The organism is Psychrobacter sp. TPE 89C (assembly GCF_055522395.1).
Genome location: NZ_JBVFXW010000025.1, coordinates 25,366 through 47,501, shown reverse-complemented (window position 1 = coordinate 47,501; position 22,136 = coordinate 25,366). Strand labels below are relative to the sequence as shown.

The window sequence follows — 22,136 nt, the reverse complement described above, 5'->3', positions numbered from 1 at the left end:
CGAAAATTAGATAAGAAAATTATTTTTTCATTACTTGAGAAAATGGATGGAATAATAACTTTAAGCGAAATGTTTATTGAAGATCATTCACTTAAAGCTCCTTATTTGGTAGTAGATGGATTTGCTAGACTTCCATTTATCCCTAATAAAAGTGTTAATACAATGAATGATGATAGCAAACAACGTTATAGGTTTGCTTATGCAGGTGGTCTGAATGATGAGTATGGAGTGAAAAGTCTTGCACAAGCCGCAGCTAATGTTCCAGAAATAGATTTATATATATACGGCAAAGGGCCTTTACATGAGTACTTACTTGAAATTTCTCATACTTACGAAAATATTAAATATGAAGGCTTTATTCACCCGGAGCAACTTCAGGAAATGCTGTTACTTGCAGATTGTCTAATTAATCCTAGACCTTCCAACCATAATTTTGTTCGCTATTCATTCCCGTCTAAGGTTCTTGAATATATGTCACTTGGTATACCTTTATTAACAACCAATCTACCTTCATTATCAGATGAGTATTTACCCTATGTTTACATCATCGATGATGAGACAGTACGTGGTATAACTAATAAACTGAGGTTTATAGATTCTCAAGAACGTCATGTTCTGAGGCAGAAAGGTATGGAAGGTAGAGATTTTGTAGTAGATACTCGATCAATTATAGCTCAAGGATCAAGGCTGAAAAAGTTTATTAATTCTATTTAGGAGTTTAAATGTTCAAAAATAAAACGTTACTCATCACAGGCGGTACAGGCTCATTCGGAAATGCTGTTCTTAAGCGTTTTTTAGATACCGATATTGCCGAGATACGTATTTTTAGTCGTGATGAAAAAAAGCAGGATGACATGCGTAAGATCTACGCCAACCCTAAGCTTAAGTTTTATATTGGTGATGTTAGAGATTATCAAAGTATACTAAACGCAACTCGTGGCGTTGATTATATCTATCATGCAGCGGCCTTAAAGCAAGTGCCTTCCTGTGAGTTTCATCCAATGGAAGCAGTAAAGACCAATGTGCTTGGTACTGAAAATGTATTGGAAGCTGCCATTCAGAACAAAGTCAAACGAGTGGTTTGCTTGAGTACAGATAAAGCAGTTTATCCTATCAATGCGATGGGTATATCCAAAGCCATGATGGAAAAAGTGATGGTTGCTAAGTCACGGAACTTAGAAGGCTTAGACACCGTTATTTGTGGTACACGCTATGGTAACGTGATGGCCTCTCGTGGATCGGTTATTCCATTGTTTGTAGACTTAATCCATCAGAACAAACCGCTTACGATCACTGATCCTAACATGACACGCTTCATGATGACTTTAGAGGATGCAGTAGACTTGGTGCTTTACGCGTTTGAACATGGAAAAAATGGTGATATTTTTGTACAAAAAGCACCAGCCGCGACTGTAGAAGTATTGGCACAAGCATTAACAGGACTATTAAATCTTGATCAACATCCTATTGTTATTATGGGAACGCGACATGGCGAAAAAGTATATGAAGCATTACTGAGCCGTGAAGAAATGGCCGTTGCCATCGATCATGGAGAGTATTTCAGAGTGCCTGCAGATCAGCGGGATTTAAATTATGAAAAGTATGTTGAACAAGGTGATTTGAAAATTACTGAGATTGAGGACTATAACTCACACAATACGACACGCCTAGATATCGAAGGTATGAAAAAATTATTGCTAAAGTTAAATTTTATTCGTGCTTTAACCCAGGGCCAGCATATTGATCCGGAGGCATAGCCATGAATATTTTAGTGACAGGATCAAATGGGTTTATCGCGAAAAACCTCATTCAGTTTTTATCCGAAAAGCCAGATATTAGCATACTGACTTACAATAAAGACGATACAGTGCGAGACTTAGAACAAGTCGTTATTGCGGCTGATTGGATCGTTCACTTAGCAGGAGTCAATCGTCCACTGGATGAGCAAGCGTTCATCGATGGCAATATCACGCTAACGCAACAGATTGCTGATATTTTGCAGAACGCAAACAAAGCCACGCCTATTATTCTATCCTCATCTATCCAAGCAGAGCGTGACAATGCTTATGGACAGAGCAAACTTGGTGGTGAGCAAGCATTACTTGAGCTTAATAAGTCTCAAGGTAATCCAGTTTATATTTGTCGCTTAGCCAATGTGTTTGGTAAATGGTCACGACCTAACTATAACTCTGCTGTAGCGACTTTTTGCTATAACGTTGCCAATGATTTGCCTATTCAGATGAATGACGCGGATGCCATGATTCGCTTAGTCTATATAGATGATGTGGTACATACGTTTTGGCGCATGCTACAAGGCAGTCTTATCGCTGAGCAACAGTTTTTCATCGCGCCTGAATATCAGATTAGCGTGGGTGATTTAGCCAAGACTTTGAATGAATTCAAAGATTCACGAGATAGCCTGATCACAGCTCCAGTGGGTACAGGACTAGTTCGTGCCTTATACTCTACTTATCTTAGTTTCTTACAGCCGTCACAATTCGATTATAGTATTCCCAAACATGGTGATGAGCGTGGCGTATTTGTTGAAATGCTTAAAACACCTAATGCAGGTCAGTTTTCATACTTTACCGCGCATCCAGGTATTACCCGTGGTGGACATTATCACCATACCAAAACAGAAAAGTTTTTGGTGATTAAAGGAACTGCATTATTTAAATTCAAAGAGGTGATAACTGGTGAATTCTATCAGTTGCAGACCTGTGGTGACGAGCCAAGAATCGTAGAAACTGTACCTGGTTGGACGCATGATATCACCAATGTTGGGGATGACGAGTTGGTTGTTATGCTGTGGGCAAATGAGATTTTTGACCGTGAAAACCCTGATACTTATGCAATGCCAATAACAGATTAAGAGTTTATTATGAATAAGTTAAAGCTAATGACTGTCGTAGGGACACGTCCAGAGATTATTAGACTATCAAGAGTTATGCAAGCCTGTGATAAGTATTTTGATCATATCATCGTACACACTGGTCAGAATTACGATTACGAATTAAACGAAATATTTTTCACTGATTTAGGTATTCGTAAGCCTGATCATTTTTTGAATGCGGCGGGTACGACAGGTGCGGAAACTATTGGTAATGTCATCATCGGGGTAGATAAAGTCTTAGAAGAAGTACAGCCAGAGGCACTCCTTGTACTTGGTGATACTAATAGCTGTATGGCAGTTATCCCAGCCAAGCGTCGAAAGATACCGACTTTTCATATGGAAGCGGGCAATCGCTGCTTTGATATGCGCGTACCTGAGGAGATTAATCGCCGTATCGTTGATCATACTGCTGATATGAACTTGACCTATAGCACAATTGCTCGTGATTATTTGCTTGCCGAAGGTTTACCCGCTGATTTAGTGGTCAAAACAGGCAGTCCTATGTTCGAGGTGCTCAATCACTATAAGGCTAAGATTGAAGCGTCTAATATTCTAGAAACTTTAGATTTAACAGAGCATCAGTACTTCATTGTCAGTGCTCATCGGGAAGAAAATATCAATTCAGATCAGAACTTTTTAGATTTGGTTGACATGCTTAATACCGTGGCAGAAAAATATCAGTTTCCTGTGATTGTGTCTACACACCCTCGTACCCGTAACCGTATTGAAGCGTTAAATATTGAGTTTCATCCTTTAGTACAGCTGCTTAAACCGCTTGGTTTCAGTGATTATAATAAGCTGCAATTATCGGCTAAAGCGTCATTGTCAGACAGTGGCACTATCAATGAAGAGTCCTCTATCTTAAACTTCCCAGCATTGAATTTGCGCCAAGCACATGAGCGCCCTGAAGGTATGGAAGAAGCAGCTGTCATGATGGTTGGGCTAACAGCTGAACGTATTTTACAAGGCCTTGATATCTTAGAATCTCAGAAACGCGGAGTAGATCGAACGTTACGTTTGGTTGAAGATTATAGTATGCCCAATGTTAGCGAAAAAGTAGTGCGTATTATTTTGAGTTATACCGACTATATTAACCGTGTAGTGTGGAAAAAATACTAATGAGTAATAAAGAAGAAAAGATAGCGATTGTCAGCCGTGGTTTTTGGCCAGAAAGCCCTGCGATTGGCGAGGCTTTATTACTGCTGTCAGAGATACTAGTCGACGATAAACAATCTTTAGTGATTACTCAAGTTGGTAAGGACTTCTTAAACAAACTTCAAGAAGAAAAGCGAGGTCAAGGGGTTATATTCTCGACTTTACCTGCATTAACGGATTCATCTAGCAATATGGTGTTTAGGATCTTAGAGTTGCTACTATTCACCGGCTTTACCTTTACTAGTTTGATATATCATCGCCCTGATAAAGTTTACGTTGCGACAAACCCACCCGTTTTTACGCCTTTAGCTGTACGCTGGTATTGCGAGCTATTTGGTAAGGATTATGTTTATCATTTACAAGATATTCATCCAGAGATAACCTCTATTGTCACTGGCAAACGTAATATTGTGACCCGACTTATCTCATCAATTGATAATAAAACGGTAAAAAAAGCTTCTACGATTATTACCTTAACTGAACAAATGAAATCTTACTTAAACAAAAGAGCCAGTAGTCAGTTGCCTATAAAACTACTCAATAACCCTTCTGTAAAGGCTGCTTCACTGGCATCTGATGATATTCACGATAGAATTAAAGGCTTTGTTTATTGTGGCAACGCTGGGAGATTACAGCGAATATCATTACTAATAGAGGCTATCAGCAGTTATATCAATAATGGAGGTAGTTTACCTTTTGTATTTGCAGGTGGTGGAGTCTATAGCAGCGAAATTGAACAATTAGCCACTCGGTTTGAGAATGTGACTTACTTAGGCGTTCTACCGGCAAATGAAGCCTCTGAGTTATTACGTCAATATAGCTTTGGATTGATGCCAATTGATGATGAAGTCACCAAGTATGCCTTTCCAAGTAAATCTTCATCTTATGTATTCGCAGGTTGTCAGATAGTGGCTATTTGTGGCAAAGATACTAGTGTTGCTGAATGGGTAGATACTAATAAACTCGGTTATGTTGCCGAACCTAATCTAGAGTCGCTAGTAAATTTATTTCATGAGTTAGAGAAAAAATCATTACCTGAGCTTGATGTTTCTACTGATATGCTTCAAGAATTAACGCCTCAGTATCATGCAAACGCTCTGAAAGAAATTTTGATGTAAGTAAACCAATAATACACAGCGATTCTAAAAATTAAATATAAGACAAGCTTAGGACTGGATATGATAAAACGCCTATTCGACATCACAGCCGCTACAACTGCATTGGTTATTTTATCTCCTGTGTATGCTCTCACTGCTTATAAAGTCAGTAAAAACCTAGGCTCGCCAGTGTTGTTTCGTCAAACGCGCCCTGGATTAAATGGCAAGCCGTTTGAAATGATCAAGTTTCGCTCTATGAAAGATGCGACAGATGCAGATGGTAATCCTTTAGAGGACAGTGAACGTCTTACTACATTTGGTAAAAAACTGCGCAACAGTAGTCTCGATGAACTGCCCGAGCTATGGAACGTCGTTAAGGGTGATATGAGTTTGGTAGGCCCGCGTCCATTATTGATGGAATATTTACCATTATATAGTGATGAGCAAGCTAGACGTCACGATGCACGCCCAGGTATCACGGGTCATGCCCAAGTCAATGGGCGTAATGCGATAGGTTGGGATGAGAAGTTTAAGCTCGATACATGGTATGTAGACAATCAATCGCTATGGTTAGATATCAAGATTTTGTTTAAAACCGTTAAAAAAGTGCTGATCAAAGATGGCATTAGTGCGGATGGAGAAGCAACCATGAGTAAATTTAAAGGAAATAAATAATTAGCATGCAAAAATTAATTGGTATTTATGGTGCAAGTGGATTTGGTCGAGAAGTATTGCCTTTAGTTCGTGAACAGTATATCGGTGCTCAGCTTTGTTTTGTGGATGATGGTTCGCAAGAAAGTGAGCTTAATGGTTATTTAGTTTATAACTACAAGGAGTATTTAGAGTTACCGTACACAGATAAATCAGTAGTTTTCGCAATTGCAGAAAGCAAAGTACGTGAAATTTTAGAAACTAAATGCAATCAAGATAACTTGACAATTCTATCTGTAAAAGCATCTAACTCTGTGGTATTAGATAGTGTTGAGATTGGTGAAGGGGCTATATTATGTCACTTTACACATTTGACGTCGAATATCAAAATTGGTAAACAATTTCACGCTAATATTCATAGCTATATTGCTCATGATTGTACAATCGGTGATTATGTTACTTTTGCGCCTCAAGCTGGCTGTAATGGCAATGTTCATATTCATGACCATGCGTATATTGGTGCTGGTGCTATTATCAAGCAAGGCACACCAGATAAGCCTTTGGTTATTGGCAAAGGTGCGATTGTGGGTATGGGCGCAGTCGTCACCAAAGACGTTCCTGCTGGAGCCGTGGTAGTGGGTAACCCTGCTAGGCTACTACATAAAGCATAGTTATTTTATAATCCGTTAGTCGCTGTTTATCAGCCGTTATTACGAATAACCTTTGAGGCATATATGCTAAACACTCCCTTTTCTCCGTGGCCAAGTTTTACTCAACAAGAAGCCGACGCCGTTAGCCAAGTGCTCCTATCTAATAAAGTAAACTATTGGACAGGGACCGAGAGTCGTGAATTTGAGACAGAGTTTGCCACTTGGGCAGACAGCAGCTACGCCATCGCTGTGGGTAATGGTACGCTAGCGTTAGACTTGGCATTGCGGGCGCTCGATATTAAAGCAGGCGATGAAGTGATTGTCACGCCGCGCACCTTTATCGCCAGTATCTCTTGTGTGATTAACGCTGGGGCAACACCTATATTTGCTGATGTCGATGAAGCCACTGGCAATATCACTGCAGAGTCTATCAGTGCCGTACTGACGAAAAACACCCGTGCCATTATATGTGTGCATTTGGCAGGCTGGCCGTGTGACATGGACAGCATCATGGCCTTGGCTGATGCGCATGACTTATATGTGATAGAAGACTGCGCGCAGGCACATGGGGCGCATTACAAAGGCCGTAGCGTGGGCAGTATTGGTCATATTGGCGCATGGAGCTTTTGCCAAGATAAGGTTATGACCACGGGCGGTGAGGGCGGTATGGTTACCACCAATGACGAGCAGCTATGGCGCAAGATGTGGGCGTATAAAGACCACGGCAAGAGCTATGCAGCCGTTTATGAGAAAGAGCATGCGCCCGGCTACCGCTGGTTGCATGAGAGCTTTGGTACCAATTGGCGCATGACGGAGATGCAGTCTGTCATAGGTCGTATCCAGCTTGAGCGAATGAGTGATTGGACGGCCAAGCGTACTACTAATGCCCATGCAATATTAGAGACCTGTGCCAAATGGGCAGAGAAGGGCTATCTGATCTTGCCTACGTTAGAAGACACACCGCAGTTTTCAGACTCTAAACATGCGTACTATAAGCTTTATGTCTATGTGCAGCCTGAAAGCTTACCTGCTGGCTGGACGCGTGATCGCATCATTCAAGAGATTAATGCATTAGGCGTGCCATGTTTCTCTGGTACGGCGTCTGAGGTGTACTTAGAAAAGGCCTTTGATGGTACCGGTCTACGTCCAAAGGTAAGCTTACCAGTGGCGAAGCAGATGGGCGAGACCAGTGTGATGTTTTTGGTGCACCCAACGCTCACCACTGCTGAGATTGCGCAGACAGTAGAAGCTATTGATAGCGTTTTTGCTAACATGCATAACTAATAATATATCAGTTATTGAATTAATTTGAATTTAGTTACGTTAATGCAAATTGATATTTGACCCATAGTATTCACAATAAACCCTTTATAACCAAAGAGTATTTGATTATGTACAAGAAGCTAAGTATTTTATTGGGTTTTGGTGTCTTATCATCAGTGTCTATGCTAGCATCGGCGCAAAATCTGTATATGAACGATTTAAAGCTTAAGGCAGATCTTGATTGGTTGAATACTCAAGGGGTCGCACAGATTAGCACTAGTACTTGGCCGCTAACGGCTAACGAGATCAAACGTGCTTTAAATACTGCTAATGCTCATACGCCAGCACAGCAGCAGATCCTGCAGTCGGTAAAAATGCGATTGAATCAGAACCGTGACTCAGTGGTAAAAGGATCGGCAGCGCTGCATATCCAAACCGACAGAGATCAGCTACCACAGACGTTTGATAACGATCAACTTGCAGGTCAACAAGCAAGCGTTGGGGTATCGCTTAGCGAAGCGGAGTGGGAATTTAATCTACAAGCCAATTTAAAAAATGACAAACTTATCAACGACAGCTCAGATGTTAGCTTTGAGGGTTCGTACCTTGCAGGTACTGCTGCCAACCAATGGTTAATCGCGGGTAAAGTTCCAACATGGTGGGGACCTGGGCATGATGGTAGCCTTATTCGAGGTGATGCAAGCTTACCAGTTGCAGGTTTTACCATGCAGCGTGATCAGCAAACAGCGTCTACATCGAAATATTTATCATGGGTCGGACCTTGGCAGTACCAGCTATTTGCGGGTCAGCTAGAGGATTATGAGGCAATTCCAGATGCTAAGTTATTTGGCGCCCGATTGACTGCTAGCCCATGGGAATGGTTGGAAGTGGGTGCGTCACGTACCTTTATGTGGGGCGGTGAAGGTCGTTCAGAGAGCCTTGACTCATTTGGTGATGCATTACTAGGAACTAGAGATAATGATACCTCAGTAGGTGATACTGGTAACGATCCTGCCAATCAGTTGGGTGGTTTTGATGCACGTTTGAATTTAGCGCCATTGGTTAATTTACCTGCGAGCGTTTATGGTCAATATGTAGGTGAAGATGAAGCAGGTGGCTTGCCAGCTAAAAATATGTATTTGGCCGGTTTTGATTATGCGTCTGCTGTTTACAGTAAGCCTTATCAGCTTTATGCGGAGTATACAGACACCCGTACTAGTGGTGAGGTAAGAGGTATCTCTTATGACCATAGTATCTATACAGACGGCTATTATCAGCAGGGCTTTCCATTAGGATATGCCCTAGGCGGCGATGCAGAAAGTCTCGCGCTTGGTGGTCGCTTGTGGCTCGATAACCGTAACTTTATTAATGCAAAAGTACAGTATGCAAAAGTCAATCAGGCGGATGAAGCCATTAATCAGGCTTTTTCAATGACTGATAAGCTGACAGGTATCGACGTTGCTTGGGAGCATCAATTGCAGCCGTTGACCAAAGTGACGACCAAAGTATGGGCAGTCGATGCTGACCATCGCTCTGGCGATATTGGTGCAGGTGTAGGGGTTGAGTTTCAGACCTACTAAGTGACAGAGTGATGAATAGTTTAGAATTTTGGGAAACCAAAAAACGGTCTACTATAATTTAGTAGACCGTTTTTTTTAATGATAGTCATAAGCTTAGTGCTTTTTTCTTTTATATAACAACTCATTTAGATGACTGCCGACTGAATTGAGGACATGCCCCAATACAGGCTAGGATTTTTAGACGTAGGCAGGTACAATACTATAATCAATCAAACGCTTATTAAGCAAAGGACAGGCATGTAAGGATACTTACGCGCGCTGTCCTTATTTTTTTCCGCTTTCTCTATTGGAGTCACTATGTCAACTGCCCAAGGGTCCGCTACTGTTTTAGATGGCAAATCACTTGCCAAGCAAATAGAAGAGCAACTGCGCACGCGCGTGGATGCTATCAAGGATAAGACGGGACGTACGCCGAGCTTGGCGACTATATTAGTTGGTGCAGATCCGGCTTCTGCGACTTATGTACGTATGAAAGGCAATGCCTGTAAGCGTGTGGGTATGGACTCTATACGAGTTGAGATGCCAAGTGAGACCACTACTGAGCAGCTCATGGCAAAGATAGACGAGCTGAATAATAATCCAGACGTACATGGTATTTTGCTACAGCATCCTGTCCCTGCGCATATCGATGAACGTGCTTGTTTTGAGCAGATCGATTTGGCAAAAGACGTCGATGGTGTTACCTGCCTTGGCTTTGGTCGTATGGCTATGCAGCAGTCAGCCTATGGTTCATGTACGCCGCAGGGCATCATGCATTTGTTAGAGCACCACAATATTGAGCTCTCAGGCAAAGAAGCAGTGGTCGTTGGTCGTAGTGCCATCTTGGGTAAACCAATGGCGATGATGCTATTGAACGCTAACTGTACAGTGACCATTTGCCATTCTAGAACTCAGGATTTAGCGTCGCATATTAAGCGTGCTGATATCGTGGTTGGCGCTGTAGGTGTGCCAGAATTGATTAAAGCAGAGTGGATCAAAGCGGGCGCGGTCGTCATCGATGCAGGGTTCCACCCTACTGATAATGGCGGCGTGGGTGATATCGAGCTAGCAGGTGTAGAGAACATCGCCAGTGCTTATACGCCAGTACCTGGTGGAGTGGGTCCAATGACCATCAATACCTTGATTCGTCAGACCGTTGATGCCGCTGAAAAGTCAGCAGGTTTGTAGTTCGATTAAAAAGAGTGTGATAGGAATACTGATTGCGGACATATAAGGGGCCTGAGGCAATAACAACTCAGGCTAAATCAACCACATTTTAGTTGATAGGACCTAAACATGGCTAAAAAAAACGTAGGTATTCATGAGCGACTACAGAGTATCGGTAGAGAGTTTGTCGATATCTGTCATTACGTTATCTTATTTCTAATCAGTGTGGTCGTCGTGTGGACGGCAGGTAAAGAGTTTGTTGGTATTGTCCAAAAAGGTTCGGCAGATTTAAAAGACATCTTGATGCTATTTATTTATCTTGAGCTACTGGCCATGATAGGTATTTATTTTAAAACCCATCGTCTGCCCGTACAATTTTTGATATTTATTGCGATAACGGCTTTATCACGTCACTTGGTGGTTGATGTGCAGGCCGTCTCAGATTACTTCCATTTATGGCTGTTGGCGACGATTTCTGTGGCTATTATGGTATTAAGTGCTTCTATCGTTGTGCTGACATGGACAGCGAGGACATTCGGGCGTCCCGAAGACAATCTTGATCAGCAGCATGCAAACCTAACGGTCAAAGCGCTGCTACCTGATGACGCAAAAGTACCCGATAGTCATACGAAACATCGCCGCGAGTGACATTTTGACTGGCTGATGTGACACAAAAAAGGGCTACCAACGGGTAGCCCTTTTTTATTGTTTATTCAAATCTTATACTTTACTTTTAGCGATTTAAATATCTTCCCTAGATGTTCACTTGGGTCAAGAGCGTTAACTTAGGTGTGTTTATCAATCTTTTAATCATGTACCTAACTGCTATCCTCTTCCTATTTCGGCGACAGCACTTTCTAAATAAACACCTTCTAAATAAGGGCTTTCTAAATAGGGGCGTTTTACATAAGCGCCTTTTAAATAAGCACCTACTAATTAGGGTGTGTCCTCATTTCAAAAATGGAGATAGAAATGAGATAAATTGCCGTCAAACGAGAAAAATAGTGTAGATAATATCGAGATATTAACCAGCTATTTGACGATGTTTGACAAAATTTAGCCGTTTTTAGCCCAGTTAGATTACTATCGTTTGAATTGAGGACATGCCCTAGGCACTTTCTAAATAATTATTTTCGACATAAATCGTTTTGGTTGAACGCATGATATTACCGGCATTGTCTATGGCTTCTAAGAGGATAGTATTGCTACCTGAGGCCAGCAAGATACGATCGTTAAAATATCCTTCCGTATCCACTTCTACAGTGTGTGCCGACTCTTCGTTGAGTGTATAAGTCAGCGATTTAACCCCATTGCTGTCTTGTACTTGGCCTGAGACAAATAGATTTGTAGTCGTGCTATAGCCATCCGTAAAGTTACTATCGGTGGTTAATAAAGGCGGTGTCCCATCAATGATAGCGATAGCCGTGTTAGAGTCGTCATCGCCACAAGCCGCAAGCACCAAAGCAGTGGCCACAAAAGTCACGGTTCGAATAAGATGAGACAAGCGCATAAAAAACCTTAATAAATTTCCAGTCGTATTATGTCAAAACATAAGGATATAGGCGATCCACTATAAAATAAATACAGCGATACAGGTTACATTTTGCGCAGCCTCTGTCTGCGTAGGCACAGCAAGCAAGAAAAATGTATCTCTGTATCGCGTAGTTGTAGTTTGTATCTCTTTTATTTAGGACTGACTACAGCAGAGGGTAGAGTCGTAATTACTATGTTAAATAGGCATAGCATCTTTAACGTAGACCATCACATTTTTGAAATTGAGGTTATATCAATCATCAGACAAGTTTAATAATAATATTGCAAATAGGAAATATTATCAATAACTAAATAAAAAGCTAGAGTTAGTATTAGCAGTGCTGACTTTTCGTTTAAAGATTGATAAACCATCGCATAGCAGTTTAATGGCTCTCTGACTATAGCCATTTTAGTCGCTTAAAGTTGTAATATAGATAGCCACATAACGAACCAATAATGAGCATGATCACAAGATAGGAATACTGCCAGTGTAGCTCAGGCATAAAGTCAAAATTCATGCCATAGATACCAGCGATGGCCGTTGGTACAGCTAAGATACCAGCCCAAGCGGCAAGCTTACGTACCACTTCATTCTGTCCCATATTGACCATGGCCATATAAGTGTTCATGACTACGCTGAGCATCTCATTAAGCCCGTTGATCGCATCTAACGAGTGTAATAGATGGTCATTGACGTCACGAAAGTAGGGCTTGGCCGCTTGAGAAAAGCCAGAGACCAGCTCGCTTTTTTTATGATTGATAAAAAAGCTACAGATGTCTTGTACTGGCAAAATAATGGCACGCATATGTACCAGTTGCGATTTCAGCTCATAAAGGTTTTTTAGCGTGCTCTTGTCAAACTCAGAGGTAAAGACATAGCGCTCTTGCTCACGAAGGTACCGGCCCAAGCGATCGGTGACTGGCATATAGTTATCAACGATAAAATCGAGGATAGCATGCAGCACAAATATTGGTCCCATACGCAGCTTTTCAGGTCGACGATTACAATGCTCGCGGACAGGTGCGTAGGAGTTTGATGGGCCATTACGAATAGTGATTAGGTAATTTTTACCCATAAATATCGCTGTCGTACCATAACGAATAACTTTGTCTTCCAGCTTGGCCGTACGCAATACGACGAAGACCATGTCGTTGTCATAATTCTCGACTTTGGCGCGTTGATGATCAGCGAAAGCATCTTCAATCGCCAGTTCATGCAGACCAAATGCTTCTTTGACTTTGACCATGGTCTCTAGGCTAGGATCGTATAAACCCAGCCAAACAAATTGACCGTTGTTACTCAAAGCTCGACTCACATCGTTCAGGGCGACTTTATTGAGTTTTTCGCCAGTCTTACGTGAGTAAGCATAGCAATTGACAACCTCATCCTCACTCGACAAGTCAATATCTTCATAGCGCTCAGAATCAGGATCGTAGACCGTCATGGTCTCGATAGTGTCCTCATTCGTTGCGTCAGTATCGCCGTAGATATAACTGCCGTTATTGTCTAAATATAAATGTGAGTCATTCATATCGGCATAAAGACGGCTGATATTGGAGTCGGGTGCAATACGTGCTGTTTTTTGAATCAACGGATCATTATTTTTTTCCATACACCCTCCTTTAATAAGTAGTACCAATCCCAAAAAATACGATTAGCTGTGTCAAACTTGTTTAGTCTACAATGCGTAGTATTTGCACTCGTTTTCCTTGCTACTCTAATTTTTGTGAATGGTATAAAAAAATATATCGATACCGCAACTCATGTCATAACTCATGTCAGCACTTATGCCACGCTCTAAAGGGCATAGCGCTTTAACGTATCAATATCGACTAAGCTCAATAAACTCTCATGACAGGCTTCGAGTTTGATTTGCGGTGCAATATCGAAGTCTAGTGCTTCAACCCAGCGTAGGGCACAGATACACCAGTAGTCACCAGGTTTCAGGCCTGCAAAATTATATTCAGGGAGCGGCGTAATAAGGTCATTGCCGCGACTGGCAGAAAAGTTTAAAAACTCGCTGGTCATCTTGACGCAAACAGTATGCTGGCCGACGTCGTGATTGCCAGTATGACAAAAACCATTACGATAGTAGCCAGTGATAGGGTCGAAGCAACAGCTGGCAAGTGCTGTACCTAAAACGTTGGCTTGGTTGATGGCTGGGTTTGGGTGATAATCAGATGACATAAGGCTTCCGAGATAAAAGTATGCGTTAGTGTACCATGAGTCTATACTGAGGTCGTTGTTGAAACTCTGCTCAAGATGCTCTTTATTGTATAGAATGATTGTGACGTTTCTCAATCAAACTATTACTTATGTAAGGTATAGATAATCTTCATCGTTTTAGTGTTGATAAGGCGTAATTAGATGGTGATTGTGGCCAATTGTCACTAGGCGAACCTTAACTGCTATGCTAAACTAAAACCGTAAAGCGCCTTGATTATTTATCGCCGTTTATTAGCGCATAAAGATACTCGTCTTATCATTCTAAATAATACTTATTACTCACCCTTTTGCGGTTACCTAGTTTGTTTATAAATAATTGGGTCAATGATGTTGTGCGTTAAAAATAAAAATGCGTGATGTCAATGCAATTGTAAATATAACCTTTAAGTACCGCATCAGTACCGCGTTTTTGGTAAGCGATACGCCAAACAAGGATTTATTGTGTCTGTCAGTCCTGATTTTGCAAAACCTGCCCCGTCAAATACTACCAATCAAGCAGCGACTCAGCATGCCAACGATGCTGCTGCATCTAGTAGCACGCCGTATCTAAGTCATTTTTCTAGTGATGTTGCCAACAGCTGGCTACTGCCTGACGGTGTGGTCGATGTGTTGTTTGAAGATGCGCATAAGCAAGAAGTGCTTAGACATCAATTGACCAAACAGCTCCTATCTCATGGCTATCAGCTGGTCAGCCCACCAATGATTGAGTTCACTGAGTCATTGTTAAGTGGCGCCTCTGAAGATTTAAAGCGTCAAACCTTTAAAATAATCGATCAGCTAACAGGCCGATTGATGGGTTTGCGTGCGGATATCACGCCGCAGATTTTGCGTATCGATGCGCATCATGGTGGTACAGGTATTGCGCGTTATTGCTATGCAGGCGATGTCATCCATACCCTGCCATCAGGGCTATTCGGCTCACGCACGCCTTTACAGCTCGGTGCTGAAATCTTTGGTTGTGCCTCACTTGCTGCGGATATTGAGCTGATAGATGTGTTATTCACAATGGTGAATACACTGAATATGAGTGCTGCGCTACATATAGACTTGGGTCACGTCGCCATATTTAAGCGCTTAGCAGAGTTGGCTCAATTGTCTGATCATGACACTGAGCAATTGATGCATTTATATGCCAATAAAAACCTGCCAGAGCTCAAGCGTGTCTGTCAGTCATTGCCATTGGGTGATGATTTTTATGCATTGGCACGCTTTGGCCACGATATTACCAATCTATTGGCAAGGTTGTCAGAGACTTCGCAGCAAGACACGCAAGTCGCAACTGCTATCAATGAATTACAACGTCTAAAAACACATCTACAAGAGCAGTGGCAGTGCCCTGTGAGTATCGATGTGACGGAATTATCAGGCTATCATTATCACACTGGTATTGTATTCAACGGCTATATCAATAGTGAGACTCAGCCACTAGTACGTGGCGGTCGTTTCGACGGTATGCAAAGCGGCAATCAATTAGCAATCAATCAGCCACGTGAAGCCACTGGCTTTAGTATGGATGTCAGTCGTTTGCTAGCGCACACTCAGCTTGAAGCGCCAATTATCGTATTGGTTGACTATGAAGCATTGAGCAGTGCAAGCCAAGAACAAATGCAGACGCTGTTGCAGCAAGTTGAGAGTTTACGCCAGCAAGGCTATCGCGTCACCATGCCATTAGATATAGCAGATTGCCCAGTTGGCATGACGCATCGTTTGAGCTTCGTCGATAATCATTGGCAGTTACAGAGCATTTAAACGTCTAAGTATTTAAGCATTAATTTTAATAGTATGACCATTTTTTAACGTTTTTAAAATCAAGATAACGAAAGCTATAGTTGATTCAGTTTAAAAGAGAGGCAAGGCAACTGAGTATAGAGGTATATGTCATACTTCAAGCAAGGTTAACGCTGTCGCTCTTTTATATAGGATTGACTATATCACCGTTTTAAACCGTTATTGCACACACCTCAATACATAAAGGTAAGGATTGATCATGGGTAAGAATGTCGTAGTTTTGGGTAGCCAATGGGGCGATGAAGGTAAAGGTAAAATCGTTGATTTACTAACCGAAAAAGCCTCAGCAGTCGCTCGCTTTCAAGGCGGCCATAACGCTGGTCACACGTTAGTTGTCGATGGCAAAACCACCGTCCTGCATTTAATCCCATCAGGTATCTTACGTGAAGGCGTTACTTGCTTCATCGGTAACGGCGTCGTGTTAGCCCCTGACGCATTGCTAAAAGAGATGAAAGAGCTAGAAGACAACAACGTACCTGTACGTGAACGTCTGCGCATCTCACCGAATTGCCCACTAATCATGCCATATCACGTAGCGCTTGACCAAGCACGTGAAGCCAAGCGTGGCAGCGGTAAAATCGGTACAACGGGTCGTGGTATCGGTCCTGCGTATGAAGATAAAGTAGCACGCCGTGCCATCAAGCTTGCTGATCTGTTCCGTGAAGACTTAGAAGAAAAACTACGTAACTTAATCGAATATCATAACTTCCAACTGACTCAGTATTATAAAGTTGAAGCGATTGATTTTGATGAGACGCTTAAGCTTTGCAAAGAGTGGAAAGAAGAGATTAAAGGGATGGTTACTGATGTAACTGAAGACCTAAATCAATTGCGTCTTGCTGGCGAAAACTTAATGTTCGAAGGTGCTCAAGGTACGTTACTTGATATCGATCATGGTACTTATCCGTTTGTGACCAGCTCAAGCGTAACAGCTGGTGGCGTGTCTACTGGTACTGGTATTGGTCCATTATATTTAGATTACGTACTTGGTATCACTAAAGCTTACACCACGCGTGTTGGCAGTGGCCCATTCCCAACTGAATTGTTTGACGATGTTGGTGCTCATTTGGCCAAAGTCGGTCATGAGTTTGGTGCGACCACTGGTCGTGCGCGTCGCTGTGGTTGGTTCGATGCTGAAGCATTACGCCGTGCCGTGGTACTGAACTCTATGTCAGGTATCTGCTTGACTAAGCTTGACGTATTAGATGGTCTTGAAGAATTGCTAATCGGTGTGGGTTACAACCTACCTGAGACTGAGTGTGCAGGCGCACATGATGCTGAATTCTATGAGTCAGTTACGCCTAAGTACGAAACCATGCAAGGCTGGAGTGAGTCAACCGTTGGTGTAACCAACTATGACGACCTACCAGAAAATGCGAAAAAATACATCAAACGTATCGAAGCATTGATTGGTTGCCCTGTTGATATTATCTCAACTGGTCCTGATCGTGAAGAGACTATCGTATTGCGTGACCCATACGACGCGTAATTGCAGTAACATTTTTATATTTGTTTCACTATTAATAGCTAGATTGATTGATAAAACCCCAGTGCTCAGCACTGGGGTTTTTGCTTTTGTGAGAATTCATAGCATTATCAACCATTAATAAATAATAAATTTACTTTTATGCAAGGTATGGTCATAAATTAGCCCTATCATTTATGGTCTTAATCATTATAATAGGCAGCAATCCTATGTTGGCGCTCATATTATCGTATTGATAGACAATGAGTTATTTAAGTTTGCCCAAGTCAACATTGTGGCCAAAGATAAAACAAAGCATTTACCATTTTACTTTTATCCAATTTATCATTTATTAGGAGCTTTTCATGGCTAACGAACGTACTTTATCTATCATCAAACCTGACGCAGTTGCTGGCAACCACATCGGTGCTATCTACAGTCGCTTCGAGCAAGCGGGTCTAAAAATTGTTGCTGCTAAAATGATGCAACTTGATGATGAAAAAGCAGGCGGTTTTTACGCTGAGCACGCTGAGCGTCCATTTTACAACGACCTAAAATCTTTCATGATGTCAGGTCCAGTATTGGTATCAGTATTAGAAGGCGAAAATGCTATCGCTAAGCATCGTGAAATCATGGGCGCAACTAACCCAAAAGACGCTGCTGAAGGTACTATCCGTGCTGATTTCGCTAACAGCATCGATGAAAATGCCGTTCATGGTTCAGATTCTGCAGAATCAGCAGCACGTGAAATCAGCTACTTCTTCAATGAAGAAGACGTTTGTGCACGTACGCGCTAATATAGTAGACCAACTATAAACGATGACGGTATTAGACTTGTTTGCTGTAACTGCTATAATTAGCTAGTTATGATTTACACTCGTCTTATTCGTACTGGTTTTTATATTTGATTCACTGTATACGACTGACGTAGCAAATTAGCTGTCAATCAGTCGTGTCGCGAGACGGCTTATATCTTATGGGTATAAGCCGTTTTAGCTATTATAATAATCCTATAGTCAAAGAATTATTAAACTGCTACGGCGTTACCCTCCTTAGATGTACTACTTGTACAATCTGCAGTCGGCTACCTTGTATCCGCTTTAGAGTTCTGTGACCATATTATTCATTGAAATTCTTAATTACTTGCCTCATTATTAATTTTACGTAGCGTTATCAATCCCTTATCAGCATGTTTTTGTCGAATGCGCTCATAACGGATTGCTCATGCACTCATATATTATGTATGTATGACAACATTCATATAAACAATTGCACCGTTTATCTAAGCTTATGCAAAAAGGTTATCTATTATGTCCACTATTCAAGCCCCCACTCAACACGTACCTGCCAAACTTACTGATAGTATTAAGCTAGTTGATGAAGCTCAGGCAAAAACCAATCTGCTAGGAATGACGCAAGCCCAACTTGCAGAGTATTTTAAGAGTATTGGCGAAAAGCCTTTTCGCTCAACGCAGGTGGTGAGATGGATATATCAGCAAGGCGTGACGGATTTTGAGCAAATGACCAATTTGAGCAAATCGCTGCGTGATAAATTATCACTCAATGCTTGTGTGGTGCCGCCAAAAGTGATTCATCGTCAATATAGCGATGATGGCACGCGTAAATGGGTGTTTGAGGTCACTGGTGGTTCATTGGTTGAGACAGTGCTTATTCCTGCAGATGACAGCAAACTGAACGGCCGTAAGACATTATGTGTGTCTTCGCAAGTGGGCTGTGCGTTGGACTGTAGTTTTTGTAGTACCGGCAAGCAAGGGTTTGAGCGTGACTTAACTGCTGCTGAGATTATCGGTCAGTTATGGGTGGCCAATGCCTCTTATATGACTGACGAAAATGACAGCTTAGAAAACGTCGATCATAGCCTATGGGAAAACAACGTTACCAATGTTGTAATGATGGGCATGGGCGAACCGCTATTGAATTATAAACCAGTGGTTGGCTCAATGGAGCTGATGCTCAGCGATCATGCTTATGGGTTGTCAAAGCGCCGCGTCACACTATCGACTTCAGGCGTCGTACCTAAGATGTATCAGCTCGCGCAAGATATCGATGTGGCATTGGCCATTTCATTACATGCACCCAACGATGAGCTACGCAATGAGCTGGTGCCAATTAACAAGAAATATCCGTTAGAAGAGCTGATCGCTGCGGCAAAAAACTATGTGTTTGATGTCAATCCACGTCACAAAAAGCACGTCACGATTGAGTATGTGATGCTTGATGGCGTCAATGACAGCAATGAGCATGCTCATCAGTTGGTTGCATTATTAGAAGGGTTACCAAGTAAAATTAACTTGATTCCGTTCAACCCGTTCCCACATGCAAACTATGACAAATCAAGCAACAATCGCATTCATGCCTTTAGTAATATACTGAGCGAAGCAGGTTTTGTTTGTACCATTCGTCAAACCCGTGGTGATGATATTGATGCTGCTTGTGGTCAATTGGTTGGACAAGTGGCAGATCGTACTAGACGCTCAGCTGCATGGCAGCAAAGTATCAAAGATCGTGAAAATGTTTAATATGGTCTTAAACAGGTAGGTTTAGTATTTGGTTGTTTTAGGGCGTGTCATCAATTAATACATTTAGTGGCCTTAAAATGACTAAATCTTGCTAAACATCGTTAGAAATTTTGTCAATACGTTCATATTAACGGCAATTTATTTCTTGTTTATCTACCATTTCCCTCATTTTAAGCCTCACAATCTAATTGATGACAGACCCTAGAAGATAAGTTGTCTTTTATCTGTCGCAATGGTAATAAAAATGTAGCAATAACAATCAGTATCGATGAGTACAGCAATTAATCACAACTAAATTGTACTTATGGGGGTTAAATCTATTAAACTGATGTTTCTTTGATCGAACGCATTGAATCACAGTTTTATGATGGCGGCTATGATGACTTCTAAAAATTCTTGTCAGTTCAAATATCAAACATTATTTTCTAAAGATGGTAAGCAGTTGATGACAGCAACTTCCCAGATGGCGACGTCGAAGCATATGATGCTGGCAACGGCGTTTGCGGGGGTTTTGCTGACTGGTTGCCAAAGCACATCGACCAATGAGTTGATTAACAATACGGCTTATCAGACATCCACACGGTCTAGCGATAATCGCAAATCGGATCAACAAGAAGTCGCTCGTGTGCGCACCTCACTTGCTGCACAATACATTCGCGAAAAAGACCTCGACACTGCCCAACGCCAACTCGAAAAAGCCTTTATTGCTGATAGCCGTTACGCGCCAGCCTATGATATGATGGGCGTTTTGCTGCAGCAAGAGGGCAGTCCACGCAATCTCAAAAAAGCCGATGAGTATTTTAAAAAAGCGATCTCACTCGATAAAGATTTTGAGCAAGCAAATAATAATTACGGCGTATATCTGTCACAGATGAAGCGTTATAGTGAAGCGGCTGAGCAGTTTCAGATTGCAGGTTCAGCATTGGGTTACGAAGGGCGTATTGGTGCGTTAGAGAACTTAGGACGTACTTATTTACAGCTAGGTGACAGCAGTGCCGCTTCCAAAGCATTTTTACGTGCGCTTGATGGCAATCGTAATAGTATTATTGCCCATATCGAATTGGTAGATTTGTTGCTTGAGCAACAGCGTATTCCGCAAGCCCAAAGGCTCTATGATGAAACATTGGTGATAGTACAAAGACAAGGTGTTAGCCCGCGCGTACTATTACAAGGCATCAAACTTGCTGCTGCGCAAAAAAATATACCGACACGTCAAAGATTAGCACAGCAACTTTTATCCGCTTATCCATTAAGTGATGAAGCAAAAAAACTTAAGACTTGGCTTAACAATCCAGAGGCACCATGGAAATGACTACCCCATCATTAAACACTCAATCTAACGCTCAGGGATCATTTGGTGCCATGTTGCAGCAAGCCCGAAAATCTAAGCAAGTCAGTTTAGAAGAGGCGGCCGCCGAGTTATTTATTTTAAAGCGTCATCTACAAGCGCTAGAAAATGAGAATTTTTCTGATTTACCGCAAGTAACGTTTGCTCGTGGTTTTGCAATAAACTATGCCAAATTTTTGGGATTAGATTCAGCCAAAGTCGCTAGCAGTTTTGATGCGGCTTATCCCAGTGAGCTTAAAGCTAAATCGGTCAATAATACGGATACACCACTGCGTCCAATGGGCACGTTGCAGCGAGATACCCGCAACCGTATTCGCTTTAACCCGTTACTGATTTTAGCGGTCATTGGCGTCATTGTTTTGGCAGTTTTCTTATTCCGTATGGTAAGCAATGCCAGTAAAGAAAATAATGTAGAACCAGTACCTACAGTAGACGACGTGTCTGAGATAGAACAAGCTCAAGGTGCTGCGATTGATAGTACGACTGGCGTTGGTGCGTCTGGCTCTGCATTAAACTTAGGTGGCGCTGAAGTCGGTCCGGCTGCGTTAGCAGTCAAACTGACTAACACTGCGGTCATTAGTATCATTGATGCTTCTGGTAGCAGCTTAATGGATGGTGCGCAAACATCAGGTGATTATCAGTTGTCAGGCACACCGCCGTTCAGTGTGAAAATTGATAACGTCGATAATGTTAGCTTAATGCTAAACCAAGAAGCAGTTGCGCTAGACACTTATGCAGCAACTGATAAGCAAGCCAGTTTTGAGCTAGCACCTTAATTGCCAAAACTAACAGATGTTTAA

20 protein-coding genes are annotated in these 22,136 nt (G+C 41.9%); 17 read left to right on the top strand and 3 right to left on the bottom strand.

What is annotated here, in order from left to right; genetic code table 11:
* The 11 genes from ACZW67_RS09000 to ACZW67_RS08950 all read left to right on the top strand — a co-directional run.
* Positions 1–714, top strand: a 714-nt coding sequence (locus ACZW67_RS09000; RefSeq protein ID WP_465182981.1) for a glycosyltransferase, incomplete at its 5' end; no start/stop codon positions are given.
* Positions 715–722: 8 nt separating this feature from the next.
* On the top strand, positions 723–1,757 hold the full coding sequence (locus ACZW67_RS08995; protein WP_465182980.1) for a polysaccharide biosynthesis protein: 1,035 nt from the start codon (positions 723–725) through the stop codon (positions 1,755–1,757).
* Between the two features lie 2 nt (positions 1,758–1,759).
* Positions 1,760–2,872, top strand: a complete 1,113-nt coding sequence (gene wbjC / locus ACZW67_RS08990) for a UDP-2-acetamido-2,6-beta-L-arabino-hexul-4-ose reductase (RefSeq protein ID WP_465182979.1) — start codon at positions 1,760–1,762, stop codon at positions 2,870–2,872.
* Between the two features lie 9 nt (positions 2,873–2,881).
* The gene (gene wecB / locus ACZW67_RS08985; RefSeq protein ID WP_465182978.1) at positions 2,882–4,012 is read left to right on the top strand and encodes a non-hydrolyzing UDP-N-acetylglucosamine 2-epimerase; all 1,131 of its coding nucleotides are present in this window, start codon (positions 2,882–2,884) and stop codon (positions 4,010–4,012) included.
* Positions 4,012–5,166, top strand: a complete 1,155-nt coding sequence (locus tag ACZW67_RS08980) for a glycosyltransferase family protein (protein WP_465182977.1) — start codon at positions 4,012–4,014, stop codon at positions 5,164–5,166. The genes wecB and ACZW67_RS08980 overlap by 1 nt, the downstream gene beginning before the upstream one ends.
* 60 nt (positions 5,167–5,226) lie before the next feature.
* Positions 5,227–5,820: a sugar transferase gene (locus ACZW67_RS08975; RefSeq protein ID WP_465182976.1), complete on the top strand. Its 594-nt coding sequence runs from the start codon at positions 5,227–5,229 to the stop codon at positions 5,818–5,820.
* Between the two features lie 5 nt (positions 5,821–5,825).
* Positions 5,826–6,467 carry an acetyltransferase gene (locus ACZW67_RS08970; protein WP_465182975.1) on the top strand — a complete coding sequence of 214 codons (642 nt, stop codon included), beginning with the start codon at positions 5,826–5,828 and terminating at the stop codon, positions 6,465–6,467.
* A gap of 63 nt (positions 6,468–6,530) precedes the next feature.
* On the top strand, positions 6,531–7,730 hold the full coding sequence (locus tag ACZW67_RS08965) for a DegT/DnrJ/EryC1/StrS family aminotransferase (protein WP_465182974.1): 1,200 nt from the start codon (positions 6,531–6,533) through the stop codon (positions 7,728–7,730).
* A 107-nt stretch (positions 7,731–7,837) separates the two neighbouring features.
* Positions 7,838–9,289: a capsule assembly Wzi family protein gene (locus tag ACZW67_RS08960; RefSeq protein WP_465182973.1), complete on the top strand. Its 1,452-nt coding sequence runs from the start codon at positions 7,838–7,840 to the stop codon at positions 9,287–9,289.
* 297 nt (positions 9,290–9,586) lie between these two features.
* On the top strand, positions 9,587–10,456 hold the full coding sequence (gene folD, locus ACZW67_RS08955; protein ID WP_465182972.1) for a bifunctional methylenetetrahydrofolate dehydrogenase/methenyltetrahydrofolate cyclohydrolase FolD: 870 nt from the start codon (positions 9,587–9,589) through the stop codon (positions 10,454–10,456).
* 108 nt (positions 10,457–10,564) lie between these two features.
* A complete protein-coding gene (locus ACZW67_RS08950; protein ID WP_110922311.1) occupies positions 10,565–11,083 on the top strand; it encodes a phosphate-starvation-inducible protein PsiE in 519 nt (172 codons plus the stop codon).
* Positions 11,084–11,543: 460 nt separating this feature from the next.
* Here ACZW67_RS08950 and ACZW67_RS08945 read toward each other — a convergent pair whose 3' ends face one another.
* The 3 genes from ACZW67_RS08945 to ACZW67_RS08935 all read right to left on the bottom strand — a co-directional run bounded on the left by ACZW67_RS08945 (position 11,544) and on the right by ACZW67_RS08935 (position 14,156).
* Positions 11,544–11,945: a hypothetical protein gene (locus ACZW67_RS08945; protein ID WP_465182971.1), complete on the bottom strand. Its 402-nt coding sequence runs from the start codon at positions 11,943–11,945 to the stop codon at positions 11,544–11,546.
* Between the two features lie 421 nt (positions 11,946–12,366).
* The gene (gene corA / locus ACZW67_RS08940) at positions 12,367–13,581 is read right to left on the bottom strand and encodes a magnesium/cobalt transporter CorA (protein WP_465182970.1); all 1,215 of its coding nucleotides are present in this window, start codon (positions 13,579–13,581) and stop codon (positions 12,367–12,369) included.
* Positions 13,582–13,766: 185 nt separating this feature from the next.
* Entirely contained in the window at positions 13,767–14,156 is a 390-nt protein-coding gene (locus ACZW67_RS08935) for a DUF2237 family protein (protein ID WP_197218343.1), read from the bottom strand.
* Positions 14,157–14,636: 480 nt separating this feature from the next.
* Between ACZW67_RS08935 and ACZW67_RS08930 the strand changes: the two genes are divergently transcribed.
* The 6 genes from ACZW67_RS08930 (at position 14,637) to ACZW67_RS08905 (ending at position 22,112) form a co-directional block, all read left to right on the top strand.
* On the top strand, positions 14,637–15,944 hold the full coding sequence (locus ACZW67_RS08930) for an ATP phosphoribosyltransferase regulatory subunit (RefSeq protein WP_465182969.1): 1,308 nt from the start codon (positions 14,637–14,639) through the stop codon (positions 15,942–15,944).
* A 238-nt stretch (positions 15,945–16,182) separates the two neighbouring features.
* The gene (locus ACZW67_RS08925; RefSeq protein WP_110922316.1) at positions 16,183–17,472 is read left to right on the top strand and encodes an adenylosuccinate synthase; all 1,290 of its coding nucleotides are present in this window, start codon (positions 16,183–16,185) and stop codon (positions 17,470–17,472) included.
* Positions 17,473–17,813: 341 nt separating this feature from the next.
* Positions 17,814–18,245 (top strand): nucleoside-diphosphate kinase, encoded by a 432-nt coding sequence (gene ndk, locus ACZW67_RS08920; protein WP_110922317.1) that lies wholly within the window; start codon positions 17,814–17,816, stop codon positions 18,243–18,245.
* Between the two features lie 513 nt (positions 18,246–18,758).
* Complete coding sequence (rlmN, locus tag ACZW67_RS08915) at positions 18,759–19,988, top strand: dual-specificity RNA methyltransferase RlmN (RefSeq protein WP_465182968.1); 1,230 nt, start codon at positions 18,759–18,761, stop codon at positions 19,986–19,988.
* A gap of 376 nt (positions 19,989–20,364) precedes the next feature.
* Complete coding sequence (pilW, locus tag ACZW67_RS08910; protein ID WP_465182967.1) at positions 20,365–21,300, top strand: type IV pilus biogenesis/stability protein PilW; 936 nt, start codon at positions 20,365–20,367, stop codon at positions 21,298–21,300.
* Positions 21,291–22,112 carry a helix-turn-helix domain-containing protein gene (locus ACZW67_RS08905; RefSeq protein WP_465182966.1) on the top strand — a complete coding sequence of 274 codons (822 nt, stop codon included), beginning with the start codon at positions 21,291–21,293 and terminating at the stop codon, positions 22,110–22,112. The genes pilW and ACZW67_RS08905 overlap by 10 nt, the downstream gene beginning before the upstream one ends.
* The last annotated feature ends 24 nt before the right edge of the window (positions 22,113–22,136 follow it).

Coding starts and splice junctions, on each gene's coding strand:
- ACZW67_RS08995 (WP_465182980.1), top strand. CDS start 723: ATGTTCAAAAATAAAACGTTACTCATCACAGGCGGTACAGGCTCATTC.
- wbjC (WP_465182979.1), top strand. CDS start 1,760: ATGAATATTTTAGTGACAGGATCAAATGGGTTTATCGCGAAAAACCTC.
- wecB (WP_465182978.1), top strand. CDS start 2,882: ATGAATAAGTTAAAGCTAATGACTGTCGTAGGGACACGTCCAGAGATT.
- ACZW67_RS08980 (WP_465182977.1), top strand. CDS start 4,012: ATGAGTAATAAAGAAGAAAAGATAGCGATTGTCAGCCGTGGTTTTTGG.
- ACZW67_RS08975 (WP_465182976.1), top strand. CDS start 5,227: ATGATAAAACGCCTATTCGACATCACAGCCGCTACAACTGCATTGGTT.
- ACZW67_RS08970 (WP_465182975.1), top strand. CDS start 5,826: ATGCAAAAATTAATTGGTATTTATGGTGCAAGTGGATTTGGTCGAGAA.
- ACZW67_RS08965 (WP_465182974.1), top strand. CDS start 6,531: ATGCTAAACACTCCCTTTTCTCCGTGGCCAAGTTTTACTCAACAAGAA.
- ACZW67_RS08960 (WP_465182973.1), top strand. CDS start 7,838: ATGTACAAGAAGCTAAGTATTTTATTGGGTTTTGGTGTCTTATCATCA.
- folD (WP_465182972.1), top strand. CDS start 9,587: ATGTCAACTGCCCAAGGGTCCGCTACTGTTTTAGATGGCAAATCACTT.
- ACZW67_RS08950 (WP_110922311.1), top strand. CDS start 10,565: ATGGCTAAAAAAAACGTAGGTATTCATGAGCGACTACAGAGTATCGGT.
- ACZW67_RS08945 (WP_465182971.1), bottom strand. CDS start 11,945: ATGCGCTTGTCTCATCTTATTCGAACCGTGACTTTTGTGGCCACTGCT.
- corA (WP_465182970.1), bottom strand. CDS start 13,581: ATGGAAAAAAATAATGATCCGTTGATTCAAAAAACAGCACGTATTGCA.
- ACZW67_RS08935 (WP_197218343.1), bottom strand. CDS start 14,156: ATGTCATCTGATTATCACCCAAACCCAGCCATCAACCAAGCCAACGTT.
- ACZW67_RS08925 (WP_110922316.1), top strand. CDS start 16,183: ATGGGTAAGAATGTCGTAGTTTTGGGTAGCCAATGGGGCGATGAAGGT.
- ndk (WP_110922317.1), top strand. CDS start 17,814: ATGGCTAACGAACGTACTTTATCTATCATCAAACCTGACGCAGTTGCT.
- rlmN (WP_465182968.1), top strand. CDS start 18,759: ATGTCCACTATTCAAGCCCCCACTCAACACGTACCTGCCAAACTTACT.
- pilW (WP_465182967.1), top strand. CDS start 20,365: ATGATGACTTCTAAAAATTCTTGTCAGTTCAAATATCAAACATTATTT.
- ACZW67_RS08905 (WP_465182966.1), top strand. CDS start 21,291: ATGGAAATGACTACCCCATCATTAAACACTCAATCTAACGCTCAGGGA.